Origin of the sequence: Actinomycetospora sp. (assembly GCF_036497245.1) — a bacterium.
GTDB lineage: Bacteria > Actinomycetota > Actinomycetes > Mycobacteriales > Pseudonocardiaceae > Actinomycetospora.
This window is the reverse complement of the sequence record NZ_DASXJS010000041.1, coordinates 1-22900: the sequence shown is the minus strand read 5'-3', so window position 1 is coordinate 22900 and position 22900 is coordinate 1. Positions and strand designations below refer to the sequence as shown.

Here is a 22900-nt window from a genome sequence, read left to right as displayed (position 1 = left end):
CACTGGGTTCGGGGTTCGAGTCCCTGACGGCGCACCCTTCGTTGCAGGTCATCGCTCTACGGAGCGATCTTCGGTGTGACTCAGCACCACTTCTACGGGTCGTTATTCCTGTAGACCACGGCGATAGCGATCATCGAGTCCTTGAGCCAGAGTTCCTGGTGAAGGGGGAACGCCTTCGCCAAGAAGCCGCGGTTCGAGCAGGCAAGTGGTAGCGGGTCCAGGAGACTCCCAGCCGGTACGCCGCGCGAGCCCCAGTCGTGTGCTGGTCGAGCGGCTGCACGAAGGATCGGCTGGTCGACCTTTACCTGCCGGGATTGCTCTCGTCATTCCCATCGGTCTGCGGGTCGTAGTTGCCGCCACCGAGCTCGTCGGTCCGTTCGTAGGCTGCTGCGCATGCGCATGCTCCATCTCGGACTCCGCGTCACCGATCTCGAACGCTCGCTGGCCTTCTACGCCGCCCTCGGCTACGCCGAGCTCGGCCGCGTCCCCGACACCCCGTTCGGCAGCCTCGCCATGCTCCAGCTACCCGACGACCCGTTCGTCAGCCTCGAGCTCGTCCACGACCCCGCCCGGCCCGTGACCAGCACCGACGCCGTCAGCCACCTCGTCGTCCAGACCGACGACCTCGACGAGACGATCACCGATCTCGCCGCCCGGGGCGTCCCGGCCGAACCGCCGGCCGAACCCGGACCGGGGCTGCGGACGTCCTGGTTGACCGACCCGGACGGCTACCGGATCGAGCTCGTGCAGTGGCCGGCCGGACACCCCGCCGGCATGACGGCAGCCGACGTGGGGGGCACATGAGCGGGACCTGGAAACGAAGAGGCGAGGCACCCCTCTCCGTCAGCCGTTCGCAGCGTCGACGGCCTCGATCACGCTGAGGTCGTCGCGGACCGCCCAGTGCTCGGTGAGGTGCTCGCCGTCGGTGGCGAAGACGTGGAGCTGCTTCCAGGCGACCTGGGCGCCGCTTGGCGCCCGGTCCCCCAGCCAGGGCATCCCGCGGCCGACGTGCCGACCGTGCAGGGTCACCCACACCGCGATCCGCCCATCGTCGAGCCTGCCCCATCCGTGCAGCTCCGCGCTGCGCTCCTCGAAGCTGGATTCGATCCAGCCCCAGACCATGTCCCAGGTCTGCGGCCCGCGTCGCCCGCTGACGTGGTCGTGCAGATCGCGCCGCATCATCGCCTGGAACTCGGGCTCGCCGTGCGCGATCCAGCTGGCGTAGGCCTGCGCGACCTGCTCTGCTTCCAGCACGGACCCACTTTGGCACAGGGTGATCGCCCTTGCGGCCGAGGCAACGCGAGCTCACTCCTGACCACGATCATCGTGGTGCCGCAGATCCACAGGTCGTCGCCGATCGACCCGGACCCGGCCGCGTCGCCCGAGGTGTGCGCCTGGGTGCGGCGACAGGTGGCCCTCGGCGTGCAGACTCCATTCACTGGGACCTCACGGACGAGGTCCGCGTCGCCGATGACGGCGCGGATCTCCGCCGCGAACAGATAGTGGCGGGATAGGTGGCGGTCACGCCCCACCGACCGGAAGCTGGCCAGGGAGGTGAAACGTCGAGCCGGCCATCATGTGCGGAGCGAGGCCCGCCCTCGCACTGATCAAGGATCGTGCAGGTCACTTTCGTGTGATGGTCAGCCCACAGCACATCCTGACCGGTCGCCTACCGGGTGCCCCCGCCGCCCGACCGCTCGGCGCGCAGTCGGGCATCCTCGCGCTGCACCTCGGCGCGGAGGCTGCGCTCGCGGCGCAGCCACTCCGGCTGCTCTTCCTTCAACGCCGTGATCTGGGCGGTGGTCAGCGGCTCGGTGATCTCGGCCCGGGCCAGACCGGAGATCGACACACCGAGCCGGTCCGCGACGACGGGGCGCGGGTGCGGGCCGTCGCGCCGCAGCTCGCGCAGCCACGCGGGCGGGTCGGACTGCAGGGCGTCGAGCTCGTCGCGAGAAACCACGCCGTCGCGGAACTCGGCGGGCGTCGCGTCGAGGTGCACGCCCAGCTTCTTCGCCGCTGTCGCGGGCTTCATCGTCTGCGTCGCCCTCTGCCGCGTCATCGGCCCAGATTATCGGGCCCGACCGGCCGATAGCCTGGGCCGGTGACCGAGCCCGGCGAGACCGCGTCCTTCCGGCTCGGCTACGTCCCGGGTGTCACGCCGGGCAAGTGGGCGCGTATCTGGGCCGAGCGTCGTCCCGACGTCCCCCTCGAGCTCCTCGGCGCGACCACGGACGAGGTGGTGGACCAGATCCGGGCCGGTGCGGTGGACGCCGGTGTGGTTCGGCTGCCGATCGACCGGGCCGGGCTGCACGCGATCCCGCTCTACACCGAGACCACCGTGGCCGTCGTACCGAAAGAGCACGCGCTCACCGCGGCCGACGAGGCCGGGCTCGACGATCTGGCCGACGACATCGTCCTCCGTCCGCAGGACGCCACCCTCCCCTGGCCCGGCGACAGGCCTGGCCGAGCGGCAGCGTCCGATCCCCCGACGACGGCCGAGGCGATCGAGCTCGTCGCCGCAGGCGTCGGCCTGCTGGTCCTCCCCCAGTCGCTGGCGCGCCTGCACCACCGTCGGGACCTCGCTTACCGACCGGTGGCTGGCGCGCCGCAGTCCAGCGTCGTCCTCACCTGGCCGGACGCGGACAACACCGAGCTGATGGAGGAGTTCATCGGAATCGTCCGTGGACGCACGGCCAACAGTTCCCGCACCCCCCGCCGTCAAGACGGCCCGCCACCGGGCGCCTCCGCCGCCGCGACGAGGAGACCTGTCGGGCGCCGAACGGCTCGTCGTCGGTGACCACCGGGCACCACGACGGGCGACCGTCCCTCGTCGGGACCTATCCGAGCCGCGCCGAGCGACGTCGCTGGTAGGGCCGGTGGGATCGGGACCAGGGGGGTGGCCCTCAGCAGCCGCGACGGTCGGGCGCCAGCAGCGCCCGCACCGCCAGGCCCGGACTCGGGGACACGCGCAACCCGGCGGACCGGGCTACGGAGCGTTCGGTGGCGTCCTCGCCGACGAACACCATTCGGGATCGGGCCGCCCTCGTGACGGTGCCGGCCGCGTCCATCGCCCGGTGGAAGATCGCCGCCGAGTCCTTGCGGCCCCAGACCCGCAGTCGTGGGTCGAGGAACGGTGCCAGCCCGCACTCGTCGAGCGCCGCGTCCACGGCCGCGGTGGGCACGGGCCCGGGGTTCGACAGCGTTCCCTGCGCGACACCGGCATCGCGAAAGCGTTCCAGGGCGTCGACGACGCCGGGGAGGACGACCATGTCCTCGATGGCGGTCCCGGCGCGGTCGATCCGCACGGACGCCAACGTGTCCCCGATGTCGAAGAAGACGACAGCGGCGCCCAGCGCTCCCGGTCGATCAACTGTCGCCGACATATCCCGGCCCCCCTCGCACCCGGCCCCCGATCAAGGGATCGGACAAGACCCATCGGGATACCGGTTCTGGTCGTACTCCGGCCGGAGGGGCCGGTCAACGAATCCAGGACAGGGATGACCGTCATGGCCGAACGGGCATCGATCATGAACGCGAGAAAGTGGCACGGTGCGAGTTCGGACGGATGCGGAGTGTCGTCGGATAGAATTGTCGCCGAGATCGCGCCGACCGCCCGGACGACGACAATCCGGCTTCGCCCGACCGGCAGGCACGGCGACGTAACTCATTCGGCGGTTCTCCGAGCGCGCGATCGGGAGTACTCAGAGATCGGATCCACAGAGTGGGGAACGTGTGCGCTCGGCGTAGAGCGTCGCAACATGATCGAAAGGCCGAAGCCACGCGTCCGGCGTGGCCGCCCTCCGGTCGCGTCCCCCACGCGCGGAGACGATATTGGGGGGGCAGGGCCAGTGAGCTCTCGATTCATCCGTCGGGCTGAGCCCGGTGCGGCCGCTGGTTCTTCGTCTCGGACGGAAAACCCGCCTGCCTCCAGCCGATCAGCGAAGGAGTTCGCATGACCAACAAACGACCCTGCAACTGCATCCTCCCGCCGCAGATCCTCGAGAACCTGCTGCAGAGCGACGATCGGGAGATTCGAGAGGCCGCCCTGTCCTCCCTCCTGGAGTCCAGCCGCCTCCGAGGCACGCGCTCCACCCTGGCCTCGATCGCGGGTGCCGGCGGCCTGTTGGGCAACGGCCGCCGCACCGTGTTCGATGCTCAGCACCGCCGGAGACTCGAGCAGGCGACCACGGCCCGGTCGGAGGACGACCTGTCCGTGGCCGACGCCTCCGTCAATGCGGCGTTCGACGGCCTGGGAGCCACGCGCGATTTCTACCTGAATGTCCTCAAGCGGGATTCCATCGACGGCAAGGGGATGCGCCTCAACGGATACGTCCATTACGGCACAGCGTTCAACAATGCCTTCTGGGATGGCCAGGAGATGGTCTTCGGAGACGGTGACGGCCGGCTCTTCAGCGACTTCACCGGGTCCCTGGACGTCATCGCGCACGAGCTCACCCACGGTGTCACCGAGCACACGGCCGCCCTCGAGTACCACAACCAGTCGGGCGCGCTGAACGAATCCGTCTCGGACGTCTTCGGGTCGGTGGTGAAGCAGTGGCGACTCGGGGAGACGGCCGCGCAGGCGGATTGGCTGATCGGCGCGGACATCTTCACTCCGGGTGTCGGGGCGGATGCGCTCCGCTCGATGAAGGCGCCCGGGACCGCCTACAACTCCCCCCTGCTCGGCAAGGACCCACAGCCGGCCAGGATGAGTGACTATGTCCAGCTGCCGGACACCGAGCGTGGCGACTTCGGCGGGGTGCACACCAACTCCGGGATCCCCAACAAGGCGTTCTTCCTCGTCGCCACCGGTATCGGAGGGAACTCCTGGGGCGCACCCGCCGCGATCTGGTACGAAGCGCTGAAGGCCTCGAGCGCGACGACCACGTTCCAGGCCTTCGCGGACACGACCTACGCGAAAGCCGGTCAGCTGTGCGGGGCCAACAGCGCCGAGCAGCAGGCGGTTCTCGCCGGGTGGGCGGGAGTGGAGATCACGATCACCGGTGTCTCCCCGTTCGCAGCGCGCAGCAACGGCGCAGCGGTGTCCGGGAACGGCACCGGCTCGGCCGCGCTGGCGAGCCGGGTCGACGAACTGACCACACAGATCAAGGCGTTGACCAAGGAGGTGAACGCCCTCAAGAAGGTGCGCGTATGAGAGTTGCCCTGACCGTCGCCGGTGGACTGGCCGCGACCGTCAACGCGGTGCGGCCGCCGGCGGCGTTGGACACGACGACGCTGCCGCCTGCCCTCGATGCGGAGCTCGTCGCCCTCGTCCGCGCTGCCGCGGAGCGGCCGGTGGCCGCGGGCGCCTCCGGGCGCCCGTGGCCCGACGAACAGCATTATCAGGTGACGGTCGAGGACGGCCGCGAGACCCAGGTCATTGCGGCGACGGACTCGTCGATGTCCCCGCAGTTCGCGGATCTGCTCGGGTGGATCGAGCAGCACGCGTGACGCGGGTCGGCAGTTCGACACCGGACCGGTGCTAGCGTCGCCGGGTGGTCGAGACCGCCGGACGACTCGCCTTGATGCAGGAGTTCGCCGAGACCTACCGCAAGAAGCGGTTCGACCCGGCGCACTACGAGCTCGACGACGGCTATCTCCAGACGACCCTCTCCGACGACTCGCGCATGCCGCTGCGGTTCTTCGTCGAGTACAACAACGCCTGGTGGTTCGAGATCGTCACCGCCGTCGACGTCCCGGCCGTCGGCTACGACCCGGGCAGCGACTCGGGCTTCATCGTCCTCGACATCCACTACGAGGACGACCCCCTGCGGGCGATGCAGCACGTCCACTTCGGTGCCTCGTCGATCAACCGGATCCGCACCTACGCGGCGGGCGCATTTTTCGCACGGTCCCGGCCATTGATCGAACTCGACGCGCACGGCAACGGCTTCTGGCTCGAGACGGGCTACCACCTGCGCGACTCGGCCCTCGCCGCCGCGGCTTTCCTCGACGGCGAGAAGGGTCGGGAGTTCGCCGCCCGCGAGCCCACCGCCGCCCCTGTCGCGCGTATCCGGACCAACCTCGACGAGCTACTCACCCGACTCTGACCCGCCTTCTGGATCTTCTTCCGGGTCCGGCAGGAACCGGTCTTCGCAGCCCGGGAGTTCGACCGAGGGCCGTCGGCCACGATGAATCGTCCCCGAAGCCCCACTCGTCCGCGGCCTGTGTTCCCGGGGCAGGGTCCGCGCGGGGATTCGCCCCCGGCGGACATGTCGCGGGGCACCGGAATGGCCGATGCTCCTTTCGTGCAGATCGGAATGACCGTCGGAGGCGACGTCCTCGCGCGTCCCAGCGCCCCCTCCGAGATCGTCACCGACGCCCAGCAGGCCGAGAAGGAGGGCTACGCCACCGCGTGGTCGGTCCACTTCTCCCGCGCCTACGACGCCCTGACCACCCTGGCCGTGGCAGGCAATGTCACCTCGCGTATCGGGCTCGGCGTCGGCATCGTCCCGACCTACCCGCGCCACCCGCTCGCGCTCGCCCAGCAGGCGGCCACCGCCCAGGTGTTCTGCGGCGGGCGGCTGACCCTCGGCGTCGGCGTCTCCCACAGGCCGGTGATCGAGGGGCTGCACGGCATTCCCTACGCCAGCCCCGCCGGGCACATGCGGGAGTACCTCGGGATCCTCGTGCCCCTGCTGCGGGGCGAGGAGGTCCACGTGGCGGGCGAGCACTACCGCGTGGACGGCGGCTTCAGCGTGCCGGGCACCTCCGAGGTGTCGGTGCTGGTCGGGGCACTGTCGCCGCGGATGGTGCGCGCCGCGGGCGAGCTGTCCGACGGGGTCGTCACCTGGCTCGCCGGGCCACGCACGCTCGACGCGACGATCATCCCCACGCTGCGCACCGCGGCAGCGGGCCGGCCGGCGCCCCGCGTCGTCGCCGCCCTCCCCGTCGCGGTCACCGACGACCCGGACGCCGCCCGCGCCGCCGCCGAGAAGGCGTTCGGGCGCTACAACGGGATGGAGAACTACCGTCGTCTCTTCGAGCGCGAGGGCGTCGCCTCGGTGGGGGACCTGGCCGTCGTCGGCACCGAGGACGCCGTGACGACGCAGCTGGCCCGCTACGCCGACCTCGGCGTCACCGAGCTGTGGCCCGCCGTGTACCCGGTCGGCGACGACCCAGAGGCGAGCATCCGGCGGACCCGCGCGCTGCTGACGACGCTGGCCGGCCCATGAGCACGGCCATGTGGGAGGTAGGGACATGGACATCCGCGATCGGCACCTGAACCTCGCCGAGTGGAACGACCTCATCGAGCGCAGCCTCGCCGATCCCGAGTCCGAGCCGATCTGCAACCTCGACCCCGACGATCCCGATCCGCTCTACGACGCGGTCTTCGTCGGCGGCGGGGCGGGCGGGCGGTTCGGCGCCGCCTACATGAGCGCGATGGGCGGCCGGCCGCTGATCATCGACGCGTGGCCGTTCCTGGGCGGCTCCTGCCCGCATCAGGCGTGCGTGCCCCACCACCTGTTCTCGGAGGCCGCCGAGGAGCTCGACCGGATGCGGTGGTTCTCCGACGAGCTGTTCTTCCCGAAGTTCGATGCCTCGCGCGCCAGCATTCTCGACCTGGTGCGGCTGTTCCTCGCCGGCCGCGGCAGCGCCCACGCGTTCATGAACTGGCAGACCAAGGAACAGCTCGACGTCTCCTACGTCCTCAACGCCCGCGCCACGATCCTCGACGCCCACACCGTCGTGGCAGCGGGCCGGACGTTCCGGGCGAAGAACCTGGTGCTCGGCACCGGAGCCCGCCCGGTCTCCCCCGACATCCCGGGTCTGAACCTGCACGGGGTGTACGACTTCGTCAGCGTCGTCGAGGAGCTCGACTACGAGCCGAGCCGGTGCGTCGTGATCGGCGGCAGCAAGGTCGCGATGGAGTACGGCTCCTTCTTCCACGCGACCGGCTGCGACACCACGATCGTGTCCCGGTCACCGGTGATGCGCTCGGCCTCCCTGCACCACGTCGACGAGGACCTGCGCCAGTACGTCGTCGGCGGCATGCGCGAGCGGGGCATGGAGATCCTCGAGGGCGCCGAGCCGGTGTCGGTCCAGGGATCGACGGACACGAGGCGACGTGGAGCTGGACCATCGAGCTCCGTCGGATCGGTGCGCAGCATCACGGTGCGCCTGAGCTCGGGCGAGGAGCGGGAGATCGAGGCCGACATGGTCTTCCTCGGTCTCGGCGAGCGCCCCGAGACCACCGAGGCGCAGGCTGTGCTGGGGATCGACGTCGGCCCGACGGGCCGCGTCGTGGTCGACAACCGGATGCGGACCACGGTGCCGGGCGTCTACGCGATCGGCGACCTGATCGGCGGACCGATGGAGATGTTCAAGGCCCGCAAGTCCGGCGTGACGGCGGCGCGCAACATCATGGGCGAGGACCTGGAGTTCGACTTCTCGGAGTACCCCGACTTCCTGCACACCACCTACGAGGTGAGCTGGGTCGGACTCACCGAGGCCGAGGCCCGTGCCGTGTGCGACGAGGTGATCGTCATCCAGATGCCGCCCTACGTCGAGGGTCTGGACACCCAGCACCTCCCGCTGCCGTGCGCCGAGGGCACGATGCTCTACGCGTTCAGCCGCCCGAAGCTCTCCGGGTTCCAGAAGCTCGTGGTGGACGGGAGAACGCGCAAGGTGCTCGGCGCCCACCACTGCGGGTACGGGGCCAAGGACGCCTTCCAGTATCTCGACCATCTCATCCACCGGCCGGAGGGGCTGACCGTCGACGACCTGGGCTGGATGAACGAGCTGTTCCTGAACCCCGAGCACTTCGTGCAGCTCTCGCGCCTGCGCGCCGGGAAGTCGAACCTGACCCACCTGTGAGGGAGGGGTCGGGCGGGCCGGGGGCCCCGCCCGACCCGGGCCTCAGCGGAGCTGCTTGCGGACCAGCTCGGTTCCCGCCACGAGGGCGTGCAGCTTGTCGATGGCGATGTAGCGCTGGAGCAGGATGAGGCCGCAGTCGGTGGTCACGCCGAGCTGCTCGGCCGGGATGTACTCGAGCAGCCGGTGGATCCGGTCGGCCACCTGCTCAGCGGTCTCGGTGATCGTCGACTTCACGTCGATCACGCCGGCCCAGAACATCATTCCCTCCGGCAGCGGGTGATTCTTGATCACGTCGAGGCCGGAGAGATCGTCGGAGCGGCGCCCACAATTCTCCAGGTTCAGGACGTTCATGGCGCCCTCGTAGGCCTTCGGGATGATCGAGGCGGTCGCCGACGGCGCCTCACCCCGACGCTCGGTCAGATCGAAGATCTCCCCGGCCTGGGCGGTCTCGTCGGGCATGTAGGCCGGTGTGCCTCCCCAGTTCCCCCAGCAGACGTGGCAGATGATCTGCGCGTGCGCGACGCCCTGGACCGCCCGGTTGAACGCGTCGATCGCCCAGGGCTCGAAGAAGTACGGCCAGGTGAACTCGTCGAGCTGGATGAAGTCGACGCCCATGGCATCGACCTCGAGGATGTCCTCGTTGATCGCCGCCGCGAGGGCCATCGCCCGGTCGCGCGGATCGTCGTAGTGCAGGTCGTTGGTGGCCTGGGCCAGCACCTGGATCCCGGTGTACTGGACCTTGGTGGCCTTGCGCGTGGACCGCTTCAGCGCGCGGGCCTGTTCGACCATGATCGCGCCACGACGCCGGATCTCCTCCGTGGCGGTCGCCGCGTGCAGCCGACTGTAGATCGGGAAGCCGAGGAACCCACCCTTCAGGTCGAAACCGAGCCGCTTGTAGTAGTAGTAGAGCGCCTGGTCGGCGTAGTTGTCGCCGTGCAGCCTGCCGTCGGTGATGATGTCCAGCCCGGCCAGCTCCTGATCGGAGACCAACGCACTCATGGCGTCCTGGAAAGACTCCTGGTTGAACGAATCGGGTGGTTCCTGATCGCCGCTCCACGTGCGGGCCGGGCCCGCATCCCACCACCGGGGATTCGGATAGTTACCGACCATGGAGGTCGGGATGAGGATGTCCTGGTCGCCGACGCGCATCGCGATTCCCTTCGATCGACTCTCGTCTCCTGCCGTCGTGACACGGATCACAGACGTGGGTGCGTCGACGGTAACCGCGCGGGTGGGACGGGAGCCGAATTGTTGGCCCTGCAGGGACGGGCACCTCGTCCCGTGCGGCCGAGGGCCCGCCGCGACCCGCCGGGCCACGATGGCAGCCATGCCCGAGGCCCTACGGTTCCGTCCCGGCCGGTCGGACGAGACCCCGGCCCGCGATCTGATGGCGTCGCTCAACGAGCTCCTCGACGCGCAGTATCCGGGCCGGGCGGCGCGGCCGGGCTCGGTGACCACGCCGGACGAGATGGTCCCGCCGGCCGGCACGTTCCTGGTCGGTTACGAGGGCGAGCGTGCGGTGGCCATCGGCGGTCTGCGACCGCTGGGGGACGGCGCCTGCGAGATCAAGCGGATGTACGTCGTCCCCGACGCGCGGTCGCGGGGAGTCGGCCGGGCGCTGCTGGCGGCGCTCGAGCAGGCCGGCCGGACGCTCGGCTACCGGGTGGTCCGCCTCGACGCCGGCGCGGAGCAGAGGCACAGTCGCGTGCTGTTCCAGGCCACCGGCTACCGGGAGATCCCGCCGTACAACCGCAACCACATCGCGGTCTACTTCGGGGAGAAACAGCTCTAGGAGCCGCGCATCCGCGCGAGGATGTCGGTCAGGGCCGGACGGCTGTGTCCGCCCGGAGTCCCAGGCGAAGCGTCTCGAGGGCGAGGATGTCGTCCACAGCGATGTTGCCGAGATTGACGTCGGCCCCGAAGCGGCGGACGAACCAGGCCTGCTGGGCCTTGGTCGGCGCCTCGAAGATCACTCGGTCCGCGGGCACCGCGCCGACCAGTTCCTCGACGAGGCCCGTGCGCACGGCACCGTCGGGATCGTAGAGGCCGACCGTCCCGGACTCCCGTCCCTCGGCGACGACCCAGGTGGCGCCCGCGGCGAGGTCGGCGTTCATCTCTTCGGCCCATTCCTCGGCGGCCACGGGGGTGGCGGCGTCCTTGACGCCGACCTCCGCCAGCACCACGAAGTCCGCCGACAGTTCCGCGACCAGAGCCCGCTGCCGCCCTTCGGGCATCCAGCCGAGCCCGTCGGAGACCTCCACGGCGTCGATGCCGTTGGCCGTGGCCCACCGCAGGAGCGCGGCGAGCTCGCCCTGGGCCACTGCGATCTCGAGGAGGGTGCCCCCGAGGCTCACCAGGAGGCCGGCCCGCTGGTAGGTGGCCACCCGGTGCTTGAGCGAGCGGTCGAGGTACCCGATCCCCCAGCCGATCTTCACGATGTCGGCGAGGTCGGCGGTCGAGGCCAGGATCCCGTCGAGGACGACCGTCGAGGTGCCCTTGTCCAGCACGTGCGTCACCCCGGCCGATCTCGGCTTGACTGCCCGCTCAGGCAACCGCAGGAAATCGGGACGGTCCCACACCCGACGAAATGTACGGTCGGCAACCTCGTCGTGACCTCGTCCCGGGAGGACCAACCGGGCACCCAGTGTTGCCGCGTCGGGATGTGTGTGCCGCCACCGAGGTCCCCGTAGCTTTCGTCGGGTGGCCGGCCTGCTCGTGGTCCTCGGGGACGGGCGCCGCCGGCCTGTCGGCGGTCTTCGCGCGCCCGTGGCCGCGGAGGCGGCTCAACGCGAACGGGTGGCGGCATGAGTGTGGCGGTGGTGACCGGGGGCGGGTCCGGCATCGGGCGCGCGACGTGCGCCCGTCTTCTCGCCGAGGGGTTCACGCTCGCGGTGCTCGACATGAACGGTGACGCCGCGAGCGCGGCCGCCGGTCCGGGCGGCACGGCGCGCGCCCTCGACGTCGCCGACGCCCCCGCCGTCGCGCAGGCGTTCACCGAGATCGTCGCCGAGCTCGGCCGGATCGACGTCCTGGTCAACAACGCCGGAATCTCCGGCAGCCCGGCGGCGACGGTGTGCCACGAGACGCCGGTGGAGGACTGGGACCGCGTCCTCGCGACCAACACCCGGGGACCGTTCCTGTGCAGCCGCGCGGCGCTACCGGTGATGCTCGCGCAGGGCTCGGGACACGTGATCACGGTGGCCTCGGTGGCCGGCGAGGTCGCGTTCCCCGGCCGGTGCGCCTACACCGCCTCCAAGGGAGCCGCGCTGATGTTCGCGAAGTCGCTCGCGCTCGACTACGCGCACGCGGGGATCCGGTCGAACGCGGTGTGTCCCGGCTTCGTCCGCACACCGATGACGCAGTGGCGACTCGACATCCCGGAGCTGGCTGCGCAGGTCGAGGCGAACATCCCGATCGGGCGGATCGCGGAGCCCGACGACGTCGCCGACGCGATCTCGGTGCTCGCCTCGGGCCGGATGGGCTACATGACCGGCCACGCGCTGGTCGTCGACGGAGGGTGGACGGCGCGATGACGTCAGGGGAAACGGAGCCGGGTCGACGGCTCGAGGGGAAGGTCGCCCTGGTCACCGGGGCCGGGTCGGGCATCGGACAGGCCACGGCGCTGCGCTTCGCCGCCGAGGGCGCGACGGTCGCGGTGCTCGACGTCCGGCCGGAGCTCGCCGCGCTGACCACGATGATGATCGAGAAAGAGCACGAGGACCACGCGATGGCGCTCTCGGCCGACGTCGGGCGTGCCGTCGAGATCGAGACCGCCGTCGACCTCGCGGTGGCCGAGTTCGGCCGGCTCGACGTGGTCTACAACAACGCCGGGAACATGGGCCTCGGCTCGGTGGCCGACACCTCCGAGGAGGACTGGGACCGCACGTTCGGCGTCCACGTCAAAGGCACGTTCCTCACCTCGCGGGCCGCCCTGGAGCACCTGGGCCGCGGCGCGTCGATCATCAACCAGGGCTCGGTCTCCGCTCTCGTCGGTGTCCAGTACCTGGCGGCCTACAGCGCGGCGAAGGGCGCTGTCGTCGCCCTGACCCGTCAGATGGCCGTCGACCTCGCCCCGCACGGCATCCGTGTCAACGCGATCTGCCCGGGGACGGTCCGGACCCCGCTCACCGAACCGATGCTGCGCGCCCGCGGTGACGGCGACGTCGAGGCGGGCATCGCGGCGACCGTGCCGAAGTACCCCCTCGGCCGGCTCGGGACCCCGGAGGACATCGGGGCGCTGGCGGCCTTTCTCGCGAGCGACGACGCGGCGTTCATGACCGGCTCGATCGTCACGTCGGACGGAGGGATGACGGCGCAGTGAGGGATCCACGACGACATCGGACGCGATCCGGTGCTGTCCCCTCGGGACGGCGCGATCGCCGTCGGCCGGACGTTCTCGCCCTGGCGGGACGAGAGCCGGCTCACACTCCGTCCGCCGAGGCCGACGATGCGCGGCGCCGGCGCGCGTAGCGTCCGACCACTGGGCTCCCGTCGTGGGCGGAGGTGGCATGGCCGTCGCGAGCGTGGTCGCCGCTTCGGCCGTCGATGCCGTGGTCGCACGGGCGGTCCGACGCCACGGCCGGTCGTTCGAACGCGGGAGCCGCACATGACGACATCGATGTCGATGGGGCTTCCGGGCGTGAGCCTCGCGCCCGGCGATCACATCTGTGCGTTCTACCGCGGGCCCGCGGAGCGCGACGAGATCCTCGTCCCCTACCTCCGCGAGGGACTTCGGGCGGGCGACAAGTGCATCTGTGTCACCGACGACCCCCTCGCCGACGACGCGGTCCGGGATCTCGCCACCGAGAGCGCCGCCGACCCCGACCTCGCGGGCGGGCACCTCCAGCCCCTGTACAGCAGGTCGACCTACCTCCTCGACGGGTTCTTCGCGATCGATCGGATGATCGGGTTCTGGGAGAGCGCCGTGGGCGGCGCGGTGGTCGGCGAGGGATTCGGGTTCGTCCGCGCGGTCGGGGAGATGACGTGGGCCCTGAGCGGTCTGTCCGTCCCGGAGGACCTCCTGACCTACGAGTCCCGGCTCAACGACTTCCTCCCCCGCTACCCGCAGGTCGTCCTCTGCCTCTACGACCTGGCGCGATTCACCGACGGCGAGGTCCTGCTGGACATCCTGCGGACGCACCCGGCCGTGCTGATCAGCGGGCAGCTGATGGACAACCCCTGGTACATCGAGCCCGACGTGTACCTCAACCGACACCCCGGGACGGCGCTACCGCCGTCCGCCGGCGCGGTCGGCTCGGTGCGCGCGGCACCATGACCGCGTTGGCCGCGTCCGCACAGCGCGAGCGCGGACTGCTCTCGAGCATGCGCAGCCTGCTGGTGCTGGGCAAGCTGATGACCGAGGGAGCCGACGAGAACCAGATCCTCGTGCTGGCGACGACGGCGGCCCGGTCCCTGGCCCGGTGCACGACGGTGACCATCGAACTGGCGGGCGGGACGCCCCCGGCTCCGGTCGGCGAGCACCTCGCGCGCGTCGGCACCTCCGGCGGCTCCGTCGAGCTCCCCGACGCCGGGTGGGCGTGGGCCTTCCCGCTGAGCAGCCAGTCCGCCCACCTCGGCCATCTGGTGGTCGGGTCCGGGTGCGAGCCGACGAACGAGGAACAGTTCCTCCTCCGGGCCCTGGCCCAGCAGACCGGTGGTGCCCTGGCCAACCAACGCCTGCACGCCCAGGAACAGGCCACGGCCGCCACCCTCTCGGTGCTCAACGACCGGTTGCGCGGCACCGTCGGTGCCCTGGAGCGCAGCATGGACATCCACGCCCGGCTCACCGCCGTCGCCGTCTCGGGAGAGGGCCGGGAGGGCATCGCGGTGGCGGTGCACGAGCTGACCGGGCTGCAGGTCGCGGTCGAGGACCGGTACGGCAACCTGCAGGCGTGGGCCGGGCCGCTGCGCCCCGCGCCCTACCCCAAGGACTCCGCGGCCTGCCGCGACCGGTTGATCGCCCGCGCGAAGCGGGAGGCTCGGCCGCTCCGCGAGGGCGAGCGTGTGCTGGCGGTGGCGCAGCCCCGGGGCGACACGCTCGGGGTGATCGTGCTCGTCGACCCGGACCACCGGGCAGGCGACCAGGAGCTGATGGCCCTCGAGCACGGAGCGACGGTCCTCGCCATGGAGCTGGCCCGGGTCCAGAGCCTCGTCGAGAGCAAGTTGCGCCTGCGCCGCGACGTCGTCGAGGAGCTGCTCAACGGCACGGACGAACAGAGCGGCCTGGCCCGCGCGACGGCCCTGGGCTACGACCTGCAGCGCCCCCACCGGGTCGTCGTCGTCGAGGGCCCCGAAGGCACCGGTGACAACGACGCCCTGTTCCAGGCCGTGCGACGAGCCGCCCGGGACGAACCGGCCGGCTCCCTCCTCGTGGCCCGGGGCGCCGAGGTGGTGCTGCTCGCCGACACCGAGTCCGACTGGGAACACCTGCGCCGCGCGATCGTGCGCGACCTCGGGGACAGGCGGGCCCGCATGGGCATCGGCGAGCGCTGCGAGAAGGTCGTCGACTTCCCGAAGTCCTACCGGCAGGCGAGGCTCGCGCTGCGACTGCCGGAGCGCTCGGAGCGCGACGCCGGAGCGATCCGCTTCGACGACCTCGGGGTGTACCGGCTGCTGGTCGGCATCGAGGACCTCGGCGAGGTCGACCGGTTCGTCGAACGCTGGCTCGGCAAGTTGCTCGAGTACGACGCCCGGCGCGGCTCCGAGCTGGTCCGCACCCTGGCCCACCATCTCGAGCGCGGCGGCAACTACGAGATCACCGCGAAGTCACTGATCGTGCACCGCAGCACGCTGAAGTACCGGCTCCAGCGCATCCGGCAGATCGCCGACGTCGACCTCACCGACCCCGACATCTGGTTCAACCTGCACCTCGCCACCCGGGCGTGGAGCACGTTGGGCCTGCTGACGGCGCCCCGGTGACCGCGGTCCCGCCCTCCCACTCCCACACCTCGCACTGGGGCGCCTTCAGCCCGGGGATCGAACGTGGCGACGTCACCGCCGTGCACCCCTCGCCGTTCGATCCGGCCCCGTCCCCGCTGCTCGCGAACCTCGTCGGGTCGCTGCGGCACCGGCTGCGGATCCCCCGGCCGATGGTGCGCGAGGGGTGGTTGCGCGACGGGCCCGGACCGGCCCCGCGACGGGGCGACGAGCCCTTCGTCCCGGTCGAGTGGGACGAGGTGATCGACCGGCTGGCCGGCGAGCTGCGGCGCGTGTACTCGGGCCCCGGGCCGGAGGCCGTGTTCGGCGGCTCCTACGGGTGGTCCAGCGCCGGCCGGTTCCACCACGCCCAGGGCCAGGTGCACCGGTTCCTCAACACGCTGGGCGGCTACGTCGCGTCGGTCAACACCTACAGCGCCGGGACCTCGGAGGTCCTCCTGCCCCACGTCCTCGGCGCCGGCCCGGAGATCCTGCGGTCACTGACCAGCTGGCCGGTACTCCTCGAGCACACCGAGCTGATGGTCTGCGTGGGCGGCGTGCCCGCGAAGAACATGGCCGTCGCGCCGGGCGGGGTCACCGAGCACACCACCGAAGGACATCTCGCCGCCATGGCGGCCCGCGGCATCGAGCTCGTGCTGATCGGCCCCGACCGCCGGGACCTGCCCGCGGAGGTGTCGTCGGAATGGCTCCCGGTGCGGCCGGGGACCGACGCCGCGTTCCTCCTGGCCCTGTGCCACGTGCTGGTCACCGAGGGCCTGCACGACGAGACGTTCCTGGCCACCTACTGCGCGGGGAGCGACGAGGTCCTCGACCACCTGCTCGGCAGGTCCGACGGGACACCCAAGTCGGCGCGGTGGGCGTCGGGGCTGTGCGGGGTCGACGCCGACGCGATCACCGCCCTGGCGCGGCGGATGGCCTCGCGCCGCACGATGATCACCCTGACCTTCTCGGTACAGCGCGCCGAATTCGGCGAACAGCCCGTCTGGGCGGGCGTGCTGCTCGCCGCACTCCTCGGTCAGATCGGCCTCCCCGGCGGCGGCTTCGGACACGGGTACGGCTCGATCGGTGACAACGGGCACCCCGCCCACACCGGGACGCTGCCGACTCTCCCCCAGGGCCACAACCCGGTCCGCGAGCGCATCCCGGTGGCCCGGATCGCCGACATGCTGCTGCACCCCGGCGAGGAGTACGACTACAACGGCGAGCGTCGACGCTATCCCGACATCGAGCTCGTCTACTGGTGCGGCGGCAACCCGTTCCACCACCATCAGGACCTCGCGCGGCTGCGCGCCGCGTGGCGCGTCGTGCCCACCGTCGTCGTCCACGAGCCCTACTGGACCCCGGCCGCGCGGCACGCCGACATCGTGCTGCCGGCGACCGTCACCCTGGAACGCGACGACATCGGGGCCTCGCGCACCGATCCCTTCCTCACCGCCATGCACGCGGGCGCGCCGCCCTACGAACAGGCGCGCGACGACTACGCCGCCTTCTCGGCTCTCGCCGCCGTCCTCGGGACGGAGAAGGAGTACACCGAGGGCCGGAGCGCACACGAGTGGCTGCGTCATCTCTACGACGGCTGGCGCGCCCACGACGGGGCACGACCGGACTTCGACACGTTCTGGGCGGACGGGCACGTGCGCGTTCCGGCGCCGTCGCCGGGCGTTCTGCTGGCCGACTTCCGGCGTGACCCCGCCGCGCATCCGCTGGCGACGCCGAGCGGGCGGATCGAGCTGTCGTCCGCCGTCGTGGCCTCGTTCGGCTACGCCGACTGCCCCGGCCACCCCACCTGGCTGGAGCCCCTCGAGTGGCAGGGCTCCGACCGTGCGCGGCGTTATCCGCTCGTCCTGCTGGCCAACAATCCGGCGGCCCGCCTGCACAGCCAGCTCGATTTCGGGCAGCACAGCCGGGAGTCGAAGGTCGCGGGGCGGGAGCCGATCCGTATCCACCCCGATGACGCCGCGCGACGCGGACTGCGGACCGGCGACCTGGTTCGTGTCCTCAACGACCGCGGCGCGTGCCTCGCCGGCGTCGTCGTCGACGCCGACCTCTCCCCGGGCGTCGTGCAGATGTCGACGGGTGCGTGGTTCTCCCCCGTCCCGGGCGTGGAGCCCGTGCTGTGCGCGGCGGGCAACGTCAACGTGCTGACCCGCGACGTCGGGTCCTCCCGGCTCTCCCAGGGCTGCGCCGGCAGCCGGGTGCTGGTCGAGATCGAGCGGTGGCGCGGTCCGGCTCCCGCCATCGACGCCGAGAGCCCACCGGATCGGTCAGCAGCGCGAGCCGGTGACCGATCGAACGTCCAGGCGTAGGTCAGCTCACCCGGTGCGCGCCCGGGTGCCCGACCGACAGGGCGGCCGTCACCGCGTCAGGGACGTCCGGTGCCCGCGCCGGCGTCGGCGTCGGCGACGCCGGGAGGTCACGCACGATCTGGTTCACGACGGCCCGCGCGAACACCACGAGGACGTAGCAGAGGGCGGCGTACCCCAGGAACTTGCTGATGTCCTCGGCGTTGCCCAGCAGGTGGGACAGGGTCGGGTCGGACACCTCGAACACGTCCTCGAGCTTGTCGCCGCCGACCGAGATCGCCAGACCCACGAGACCCAGGAGCATCGAGAGCAGCAGGCCCAGACGGTGCACCGGCACCATGACCCACAGCACCACCGCGCCGCCCACCACGACGTAGAAGCCGTTACCGACGACCTCCGGGATGTGGAAGCTGGGGAGGATCGAGTCGTGGATCATGAAGATGTCGTCGAACGCGATGAGCAGCACGAGGATCGCGACCCCGACGCCGGCGTGGAGCACCCGCCGTTCCTGCCCGGGCCCGACTCGGCGGTACCAGGCCTGCGCCAGGTCCAGGGCTCCGAGCAGCACCCCCACCGACACCACAAGCGCGCCGCAGCCGAGGAAGGTGAACAGGCCCGACCACGCCGAGGCGCCCGTGGCGGTGTCCTGGTCCTGGAGCGCGATCTCGATCGCGTGGTGGGTCGCGGCGAACCCGACGAGGAAGACCGCGATCCCGAGCCCGGCAGGCGCCACGGCCCGCGTGATCGTCCGTCCGAGCTGCCCGAGCTCCCCCCGGATCTCCCAGAGATCCCCGGCCGGGAGCTCGAACGGCTCGGTGAGCGGGTCGTCGAGCGCTGCCCCGTTGCCCGCGCCGGGCGACCCGACCGCAGGCGTCGCCGCCGTCGGCGGGCGCACGACCTGACCGACGATGCTCCGCGCTCGCACGACCAGGACCCAGCACAGGGCCGCGTAGCCGAGGTACTTCACGACGCCGCCCGTGTTGGCGAGGACGCCGGCCGGGTCGCGCACTCCCTCGAGGTGCGAGGCCACGGCGACGACCACGGCCGCGACCGCCAGGCACGCGATCGCCACCCGGAACGCGAGCTGGACGCCGGCGTCGTGCATGGGTCGCCGGGCGCACGCCACCAGCAGGGCGAGGACGAGCAGGTAGCAGACCGTGCCGACGATCGCGGGGACACCGACCCCCGGGAGGACGGAGTGGTGGAGCACGAAGAGGTCGTCCAGCACCACGACGAGGACCAGGACGGCGATCCCGACGTCGTGGCGGGTCGGCCTCGGCGGCGTGGCGCGCCTGCGCCGACGCCACGCGTGAGCCAGCCCGACGGCGAAGAGGAGGACCCCGACGGTCGCCAGCAGGGCCTCGGAGCTTACGAACTTGAAGAAGCCCGACCACTCCGATCCCTGGTCGCCGGTGTTCCGGTCGCCCAACAGGAAGGCGACCGCGTGACCCCCTGACCGGTGGCTCAGGGCCCAGCCGGTGAGGACCACCGCCATCGCGACGGCGGTCGGAACGACGGCGAAACGCATCATCCTCACGAATTCGCTGACTTCGTCCCGTTTCGTCCAGAGGTCGGTTTCCTGCCCGATCCGGTTCCCACGTGGGGTCATCACTGACAGGCCTCCCGAACGACGATCCCCGTTCACCGATTGTTCGTCGAGAGGCTACTCAGGCTTGACCAGGACAGAAGGGGGTGACCCGAAAATGTCCGACGGGCATTTCCCCGGATCGCCCGCACATCGCTCGAGCATTCCGATCGCACCGCTCTGACCGTATTGCCCGGAATCGTCGGGAGTCCTCGCCGTCGCGATTTGCGACGCCCCGGCGGCGTCCGATGCGAGCGGGTCGTGCCCCGGCTCAGCCGGGATGGTCGAGGTCGAGGTCGAGCCAGACCCGGTCGCGCAGCACGATCCCGTCGACGAGGATCTCGTCCGGATAGCCGTTGGCGGGCACGAACACGTCCCGCTCGATCGCGCACATCCGGAAACCGACGCGCTGGTAGAAGCGCAGGTTGCCGGTGTCGGCGGCCCCGGTGGCGACCGTGATCCGCTGCGTCGAGCGTGAGCGGGCCAGCTCGATCGCGGCGGCCACGAGCCGACGGCCGACGCCGCTCCCCTGCCACTCCTCCGTCACCGCCATGTTCTTCAGCTCGACCTCGCCGGGATCTCCACTCGGCACGAGCTGGAGGTGCCCGACCGGCTCGTCGCCGAGGCGGGCGACGAGAACGTCGCCCTCCTCGACATAGGAGTCCAGCTGCTCCGCGGAGTCCTCGGCGAGCTCGAACAGCCGACGGAGCCCAGCGCGGGGACCGGAGTACAGGGCTATCGACGGAGAATCGGTCACGGCTGTCTCACCAGGGTCGCGCGGGTGTAGAGCAGATCGAAGCCGCTGCGCTGTGCGTTCTGATGGGACTTCGAGCCAGGCTGAGTGACGATGACCGCCACGTCGCAGCCGGCGGCGCGGGCGTCGGCCAACCGGGCGGAGAGCATGGCGGACTGGACGCCGCGGCGACGGTGGGCCGGTGCCGTGCCGGCCCCGGCGAGCTGGGCGATGCCCTCGGTCGTGCGGAACTCGGCGCCGCCGGCGAGGACGCCGTCGAGGAAGGCGGCATAGCGGGTGAGTCCGGCCGCGGCGGAATCGCGTTGAGCGGCTTCGATCGCCTCGGCGGGGAACTCGTCGTGCCAGGGCACACCCTGCGTGTCGGGGTGGATGGACGCCTCGACGACGACCTGGAGCCACGGCTCGAACTCGTCGTCACCGCTGCGGCGGACCTCGATGCCCTCCGGCACCGCGAGATCGTGCGCGACGGTCAGATCCAGCCCGAGGACGTTCTCGAACCCCTCGAGCCGGTAGCCCCGGTCGCTGAGCGCAGCCGCGAGGTCCGGGTCGCCGAGGTGGGCCAGCTCGACCGAGGTGGGGACACCGTGGGCGGTGTAGGCCTCCTCGATGGCGGCGAGCTCGGCGGACGTCGGCACGCCGCCGAACCCGAGCCCGACGACCTTGGTGTACGGAGAACCGGCGCCCGCGAAACTCGCGACCCCGCTCGCGAGCGGCGTGACGAACCCCGCGACTCCGCAGCGGGACGCGGACGCGCGGCTCACCGCGCTGATGAGATCCACCTCGGCCCGTTCGATCCGTGCCGCGAGCGCGGTATCGCAGAACAGGGAGGTGCGAAGGGTCGAGCCGGTCATGGGGGCCTCAGTCGGTGCACGTGTTTCCCACCACGGTAGTGAGGTGCGCATCCGCTTTCCCCGGCTACGACCCGGCGTGCTCGACGGCGATGTCGCGGTCCGCTCCGCGTGCCCACGGCGAGTGAGCAACCGCTCACGGGTGGACGTCACGCGGATCGTCCGTAAGGGTGGGGCCACGGCCCGGACCCCGCCGATCGCTGCACTCGTGGACGACGAGGCAGGACCGGATCATCGGGGGATGCATGGCCCTTCGGCGCACGGATGAGCAAGACGTTCCGACACGCTCAGCGAGTCGCGGTCCCGGTGCCCGGATGAGAGGGCTGACCACCGACGAGGTGGTGGCCGAGTGCCGCGCGCCGGTTCGGCGTCCGAGCACCCGTCACCTCGACCCGCGACGCGGGCAGACCAGTGAGGAACCAGAGATGACCACCGAGCTCAGCACCGAGCGGGACGTCGCCACGAAGCCCGCCGACGAGATCGACACCGATCGGCTCTGCGTCGCGGCGCGATCCGTCCTCGATCGCATGTCCGATCTCGTCGCGGAGGGGCTCACCGACGCCGGCGTCGAGCGGGTGACTCGGCACGCCCGGGTCCTTGCCGACCTCCACGCACTTCAGACACTGTCCGTGGGGGCGCTGCGCGAGCATGCGCTGACCGTCCGAGACGCCCTCACGCCACTCGGCGGCGAGCGTGCCCTCACCTTCGCGGTCTGGATCGACGACGGACTCGGTGCCGCGTGAGCAATACCAGGTAGCCGGCACCAGGCGGGAGACGTCCTAGCCGGTGCTGATCCAGATCCGGACGATCGCCCCGGCGCGGAGCTCGGTGCCCGGAGCCGGATCCTGGCGACCGACGTGGGCCCGGCCGCCTCCGGTGTGCCAGGCGTTCTCGGCGACGGCCAGCACCCCGGCGTCCAGCGCTCGGTCGTGGGCTTCCGCCGCCGGTATCCCCACCAGCTCGGGCACCTGGACCGCCGCGTCCGGTTCCGGGGTGTCGTGGCCGCTCTCCACGCTGCTCTCGTTCCCGGGGTCGGCGGCTCGCTCTCCCGCGACCCGGTCGGGGACTTCGACCATCAGCATCTCCTTCGTCGACCGTGACGTATTCGCGGCCGCGACTCGACCACCGGGACGGATCGCACGACGTACCCCCGGCGCGGTCCCCGGTACACCTCGTGGCGCCACTGGCCGGCGGTACGGCGCAGCCGACTCAGGTCCGGTCGAGCGCGGCAGCGGTGGTCGCGGGCTCGCCGGTCGGTTCGGGTGGAGAGCCCTGCGCGCCGCCTCCGTCCGAGCTGTTCTCGATGGTGGACGCGCCCTCGGTACTGACGGAGCCGCCCTCCCCGGCCTGGTCCTGACTGTGCTCCTCGGGATGCGGCGGCTGACGCAGTCCCTTGTAGACCAGCGGCTGGATGTCCCAGCTGTTGCTGTAGTCGGTGCCGGGCAGGTCGCGGTAGCCGACGTAGACGACGAAGTCCTCGCCCTCGAGCCCCTGCCTGCGCAGGAACTGCATCTGGTCGTGCAGGTCGTCCCAGTAGCAGGTGAGCCGGGCTCCGGGTGCGAGTGAGGTCAGCCCGACGGTGAAGATCGGGAGCTCGGAGATCACGACGCCGTCGCTGGCCTGGATGGGGCGGGAGAACGAGAAGCTGATGTCCTTG

At 71.1% G+C, this 22900-nt stretch carries 24 protein-coding genes; 14 read left to right on the top strand and 10 right to left on the bottom strand.

Going from position 1 to position 22900, the window contains the following annotated elements; translation table 11 throughout:
- The first annotated feature begins 393 nt into the window (after nucleotides 1-393).
- Entirely contained in the window at nucleotides 394-804 is a 411-nt protein-coding gene (locus VGI02_RS05000; protein WP_331626169.1) for a VOC family protein, read from the top strand.
- A 39-nt stretch (nucleotides 805-843) separates the two neighbouring features.
- Here VGI02_RS05000 and VGI02_RS04995 read toward each other — a convergent pair whose 3' ends face one another.
- Nucleotides 844-1254, bottom strand: a complete 411-nt coding sequence (locus VGI02_RS04995) for a hypothetical protein (RefSeq protein ID WP_331626168.1) — start codon at nucleotides 1252-1254, stop codon at nucleotides 844-846.
- 415 nt (nucleotides 1255-1669) lie between these two features.
- Nucleotides 1670-2059, bottom strand: coding sequence for a DUF5997 family protein (locus VGI02_RS04990; protein ID WP_331626167.1), 390 nt, complete (start codon nucleotides 2057-2059; stop codon nucleotides 1670-1672).
- A gap of 42 nt (nucleotides 2060-2101) precedes the next feature.
- On the opposite strand from VGI02_RS04990, the gene VGI02_RS04985 reads away from it, so the two are divergent.
- Nucleotides 2102-2797 (top strand): LysR family substrate-binding domain-containing protein, encoded by a 696-nt coding sequence (locus tag VGI02_RS04985; RefSeq protein WP_331626166.1) that lies wholly within the window; start codon nucleotides 2102-2104, stop codon nucleotides 2795-2797.
- A gap of 106 nt (nucleotides 2798-2903) precedes the next feature.
- Here the strand turns inward: VGI02_RS04985 and VGI02_RS04980 are convergent, their stop codons facing one another.
- Complete coding sequence (locus VGI02_RS04980) at nucleotides 2904-3305, bottom strand: HAD family hydrolase (RefSeq protein ID WP_331626165.1); 402 nt, start codon at nucleotides 3303-3305, stop codon at nucleotides 2904-2906.
- 647 nt (nucleotides 3306-3952) lie between these two features.
- Between VGI02_RS04980 and VGI02_RS04975 the strand changes: the two genes are divergently transcribed.
- The 5 genes from VGI02_RS04975 to VGI02_RS04955 all read left to right on the top strand — a co-directional run bounded on the left by VGI02_RS04975 (nucleotide 3953) and on the right by VGI02_RS04955 (nucleotide 8817).
- On the top strand, nucleotides 3953-5155 hold the full coding sequence (locus tag VGI02_RS04975; protein ID WP_331626164.1) for a M4 family metallopeptidase: 1203 nt from the start codon (nucleotides 3953-3955) through the stop codon (nucleotides 5153-5155).
- Nucleotides 5152-5451, top strand: a complete 300-nt coding sequence (locus tag VGI02_RS04970) for a protealysin inhibitor emfourin (RefSeq protein WP_331626163.1) — start codon at nucleotides 5152-5154, stop codon at nucleotides 5449-5451. Before VGI02_RS04975 ends, VGI02_RS04970 begins: the two co-directional genes overlap by 4 nt.
- A gap of 44 nt (nucleotides 5452-5495) precedes the next feature.
- Nucleotides 5496-6050 (top strand): hypothetical protein, encoded by a 555-nt coding sequence (locus VGI02_RS04965; RefSeq protein WP_331626162.1) that lies wholly within the window; start codon nucleotides 5496-5498, stop codon nucleotides 6048-6050.
- A 198-nt stretch (nucleotides 6051-6248) separates the two neighbouring features.
- Nucleotides 6249-7175 carry a TIGR03564 family F420-dependent LLM class oxidoreductase gene (locus VGI02_RS04960; RefSeq protein ID WP_331626161.1) on the top strand — a complete coding sequence of 309 codons (927 nt, stop codon included), beginning with the start codon at nucleotides 6249-6251 and terminating at the stop codon, nucleotides 7173-7175.
- Nucleotides 7176-7200: 25 nt separating this feature from the next.
- Complete coding sequence (locus VGI02_RS04955; protein WP_331626160.1) at nucleotides 7201-8817, top strand: FAD-dependent oxidoreductase; 1617 nt, start codon at nucleotides 7201-7203, stop codon at nucleotides 8815-8817.
- Between the two features lie 42 nt (nucleotides 8818-8859).
- On the opposite strand, the gene VGI02_RS04950 is transcribed toward VGI02_RS04955, so the two are convergent.
- On the bottom strand, nucleotides 8860-9966 hold the full coding sequence (locus tag VGI02_RS04950; RefSeq protein WP_331626159.1) for a cobalamin-independent methionine synthase II family protein: 1107 nt from the start codon (nucleotides 9964-9966) through the stop codon (nucleotides 8860-8862).
- A gap of 178 nt (nucleotides 9967-10144) precedes the next feature.
- Between VGI02_RS04950 and VGI02_RS04945 the strand changes: the two genes are divergently transcribed.
- Nucleotides 10145-10609 (top strand): GNAT family N-acetyltransferase, encoded by a 465-nt coding sequence (locus tag VGI02_RS04945; protein ID WP_331626158.1) that lies wholly within the window; start codon nucleotides 10145-10147, stop codon nucleotides 10607-10609.
- Nucleotides 10610-10637: 28 nt separating this feature from the next.
- On the opposite strand, the gene VGI02_RS04940 is transcribed toward VGI02_RS04945, so the two are convergent.
- Entirely contained in the window at nucleotides 10638-11396 is a 759-nt protein-coding gene (locus tag VGI02_RS04940; protein ID WP_331626157.1) for a phosphosulfolactate synthase, read from the bottom strand.
- 225 nt (nucleotides 11397-11621) lie between these two features.
- Here VGI02_RS04940 and VGI02_RS04935 point away from each other — a divergent pair, with 225 nt between their 5' ends.
- From VGI02_RS04935 to VGI02_RS04915, 5 genes are all read left to right on the top strand, one after another.
- Nucleotides 11622-12350, top strand: coding sequence for an SDR family NAD(P)-dependent oxidoreductase (locus tag VGI02_RS04935; protein WP_331626156.1), 729 nt, complete (start codon nucleotides 11622-11624; stop codon nucleotides 12348-12350).
- Entirely contained in the window at nucleotides 12347-13138 is a 792-nt protein-coding gene (locus tag VGI02_RS04930; RefSeq protein WP_331626155.1) for an SDR family NAD(P)-dependent oxidoreductase, read from the top strand. The genes VGI02_RS04935 and VGI02_RS04930 overlap by 4 nt, the downstream gene beginning before the upstream one ends.
- Nucleotides 13139-13423: 285 nt before the next feature.
- Nucleotides 13424-14092 (top strand): MEDS domain-containing protein, encoded by a 669-nt coding sequence (locus tag VGI02_RS04925; protein WP_331626154.1) that lies wholly within the window; start codon nucleotides 13424-13426, stop codon nucleotides 14090-14092.
- Between the two features lie 5 nt (nucleotides 14093-14097).
- Nucleotides 14098-15735, top strand: a complete 1638-nt coding sequence (locus VGI02_RS04920) for a PucR family transcriptional regulator (RefSeq protein WP_331626153.1) — start codon at nucleotides 14098-14100, stop codon at nucleotides 15733-15735.
- Nucleotides 15732-18059 carry a molybdopterin-dependent oxidoreductase gene (locus VGI02_RS04915; RefSeq protein ID WP_331626152.1) on the top strand — a complete coding sequence of 776 codons (2328 nt, stop codon included), beginning with the start codon at nucleotides 15732-15734 and terminating at the stop codon, nucleotides 18057-18059. Before VGI02_RS04920 ends, VGI02_RS04915 begins: the two co-directional genes overlap by 4 nt.
- Before the next feature lies 1 nt (nucleotide 18060).
- Here VGI02_RS04915 and VGI02_RS04910 read toward each other — a convergent pair whose 3' ends face one another.
- From VGI02_RS04910 to VGI02_RS04900, 3 genes are all read right to left on the bottom strand, one after another.
- The gene (locus tag VGI02_RS04910; protein ID WP_527249123.1) at nucleotides 18061-19587 is read right to left on the bottom strand and encodes a DUF8692 domain-containing protein; all 1527 of its coding nucleotides are present in this window, start codon (nucleotides 19585-19587) and stop codon (nucleotides 18061-18063) included.
- A gap of 325 nt (nucleotides 19588-19912) precedes the next feature.
- Nucleotides 19913-20398, bottom strand: coding sequence for a GNAT family N-acetyltransferase (locus VGI02_RS04905; protein WP_331626150.1), 486 nt, complete (start codon nucleotides 20396-20398; stop codon nucleotides 19913-19915).
- On the bottom strand, nucleotides 20395-21246 hold the full coding sequence (locus tag VGI02_RS04900) for a GNAT family N-acetyltransferase (RefSeq protein WP_331626149.1): 852 nt from the start codon (nucleotides 21244-21246) through the stop codon (nucleotides 20395-20397). Before VGI02_RS04900 ends, VGI02_RS04905 begins: the two co-directional genes overlap by 4 nt.
- Before the next feature lie 422 nt (nucleotides 21247-21668).
- On the opposite strand from VGI02_RS04900, the gene VGI02_RS04895 reads away from it, so the two are divergent.
- Nucleotides 21669-21986, top strand: a complete 318-nt coding sequence (locus tag VGI02_RS04895) for a hypothetical protein (RefSeq protein ID WP_331626148.1) — start codon at nucleotides 21669-21671, stop codon at nucleotides 21984-21986.
- Between the two features lie 36 nt (nucleotides 21987-22022).
- On the opposite strand, the gene VGI02_RS04890 is transcribed toward VGI02_RS04895, so the two are convergent.
- Nucleotides 22023-22319: a PASTA domain-containing protein gene (locus VGI02_RS04890; RefSeq protein ID WP_331626147.1), complete on the bottom strand. Its 297-nt coding sequence runs from the start codon at nucleotides 22317-22319 to the stop codon at nucleotides 22023-22025.
- A 133-nt stretch (nucleotides 22320-22452) separates the two neighbouring features.
- Nucleotides 22453-22900: DUF8453 domain-containing protein (locus VGI02_RS04885; protein WP_331626146.1), on the bottom strand; the 448-nt coding region annotated here is incomplete at its 5' end.

Coding starts and splice junctions, on each gene's coding strand:
- VGI02_RS04945 (WP_331626158.1), top strand. CDS start 10,145: ATGCCCGAGGCCCTACGGTTCCGTCCCGGCCGGTCGGACGAGACCCCG.
- VGI02_RS04990 (WP_331626167.1), bottom strand. CDS start 2,059: ATGACGCGGCAGAGGGCGACGCAGACGATGAAGCCCGCGACAGCGGCG.
- VGI02_RS04950 (WP_331626159.1), bottom strand. CDS start 9,966: ATGCGCGTCGGCGACCAGGACATCCTCATCCCGACCTCCATGGTCGGT.
- VGI02_RS04970 (WP_331626163.1), top strand. CDS start 5,152: ATGAGAGTTGCCCTGACCGTCGCCGGTGGACTGGCCGCGACCGTCAAC.
- VGI02_RS04925 (WP_331626154.1), top strand. CDS start 13,424: ATGACGACATCGATGTCGATGGGGCTTCCGGGCGTGAGCCTCGCGCCC.
- VGI02_RS05000 (WP_331626169.1), top strand. CDS start 394: ATGCGCATGCTCCATCTCGGACTCCGCGTCACCGATCTCGAACGCTCG.
- VGI02_RS04895 (WP_331626148.1), top strand. CDS start 21,669: ATGACCACCGAGCTCAGCACCGAGCGGGACGTCGCCACGAAGCCCGCC.
- VGI02_RS04890 (WP_331626147.1), bottom strand. CDS start 22,319: ATGGTCGAAGTCCCCGACCGGGTCGCGGGAGAGCGAGCCGCCGACCCC.
- VGI02_RS04975 (WP_331626164.1), top strand. CDS start 3,953: ATGACCAACAAACGACCCTGCAACTGCATCCTCCCGCCGCAGATCCTC.
- VGI02_RS04935 (WP_331626156.1), top strand. CDS start 11,622: ATGAGTGTGGCGGTGGTGACCGGGGGCGGGTCCGGCATCGGGCGCGCG.
- VGI02_RS04955 (WP_331626160.1), top strand. CDS start 7,201: ATGGACATCCGCGATCGGCACCTGAACCTCGCCGAGTGGAACGACCTC.
- VGI02_RS04900 (WP_331626149.1), bottom strand. CDS start 21,246: ATGACCGGCTCGACCCTTCGCACCTCCCTGTTCTGCGATACCGCGCTC.
- VGI02_RS04910 (WP_527249123.1), bottom strand. CDS start 19,587: ATGATGCGTTTCGCCGTCGTTCCGACCGCCGTCGCGATGGCGGTGGTC.
- VGI02_RS04930 (WP_331626155.1), top strand. CDS start 12,347: ATGACGTCAGGGGAAACGGAGCCGGGTCGACGGCTCGAGGGGAAGGTC.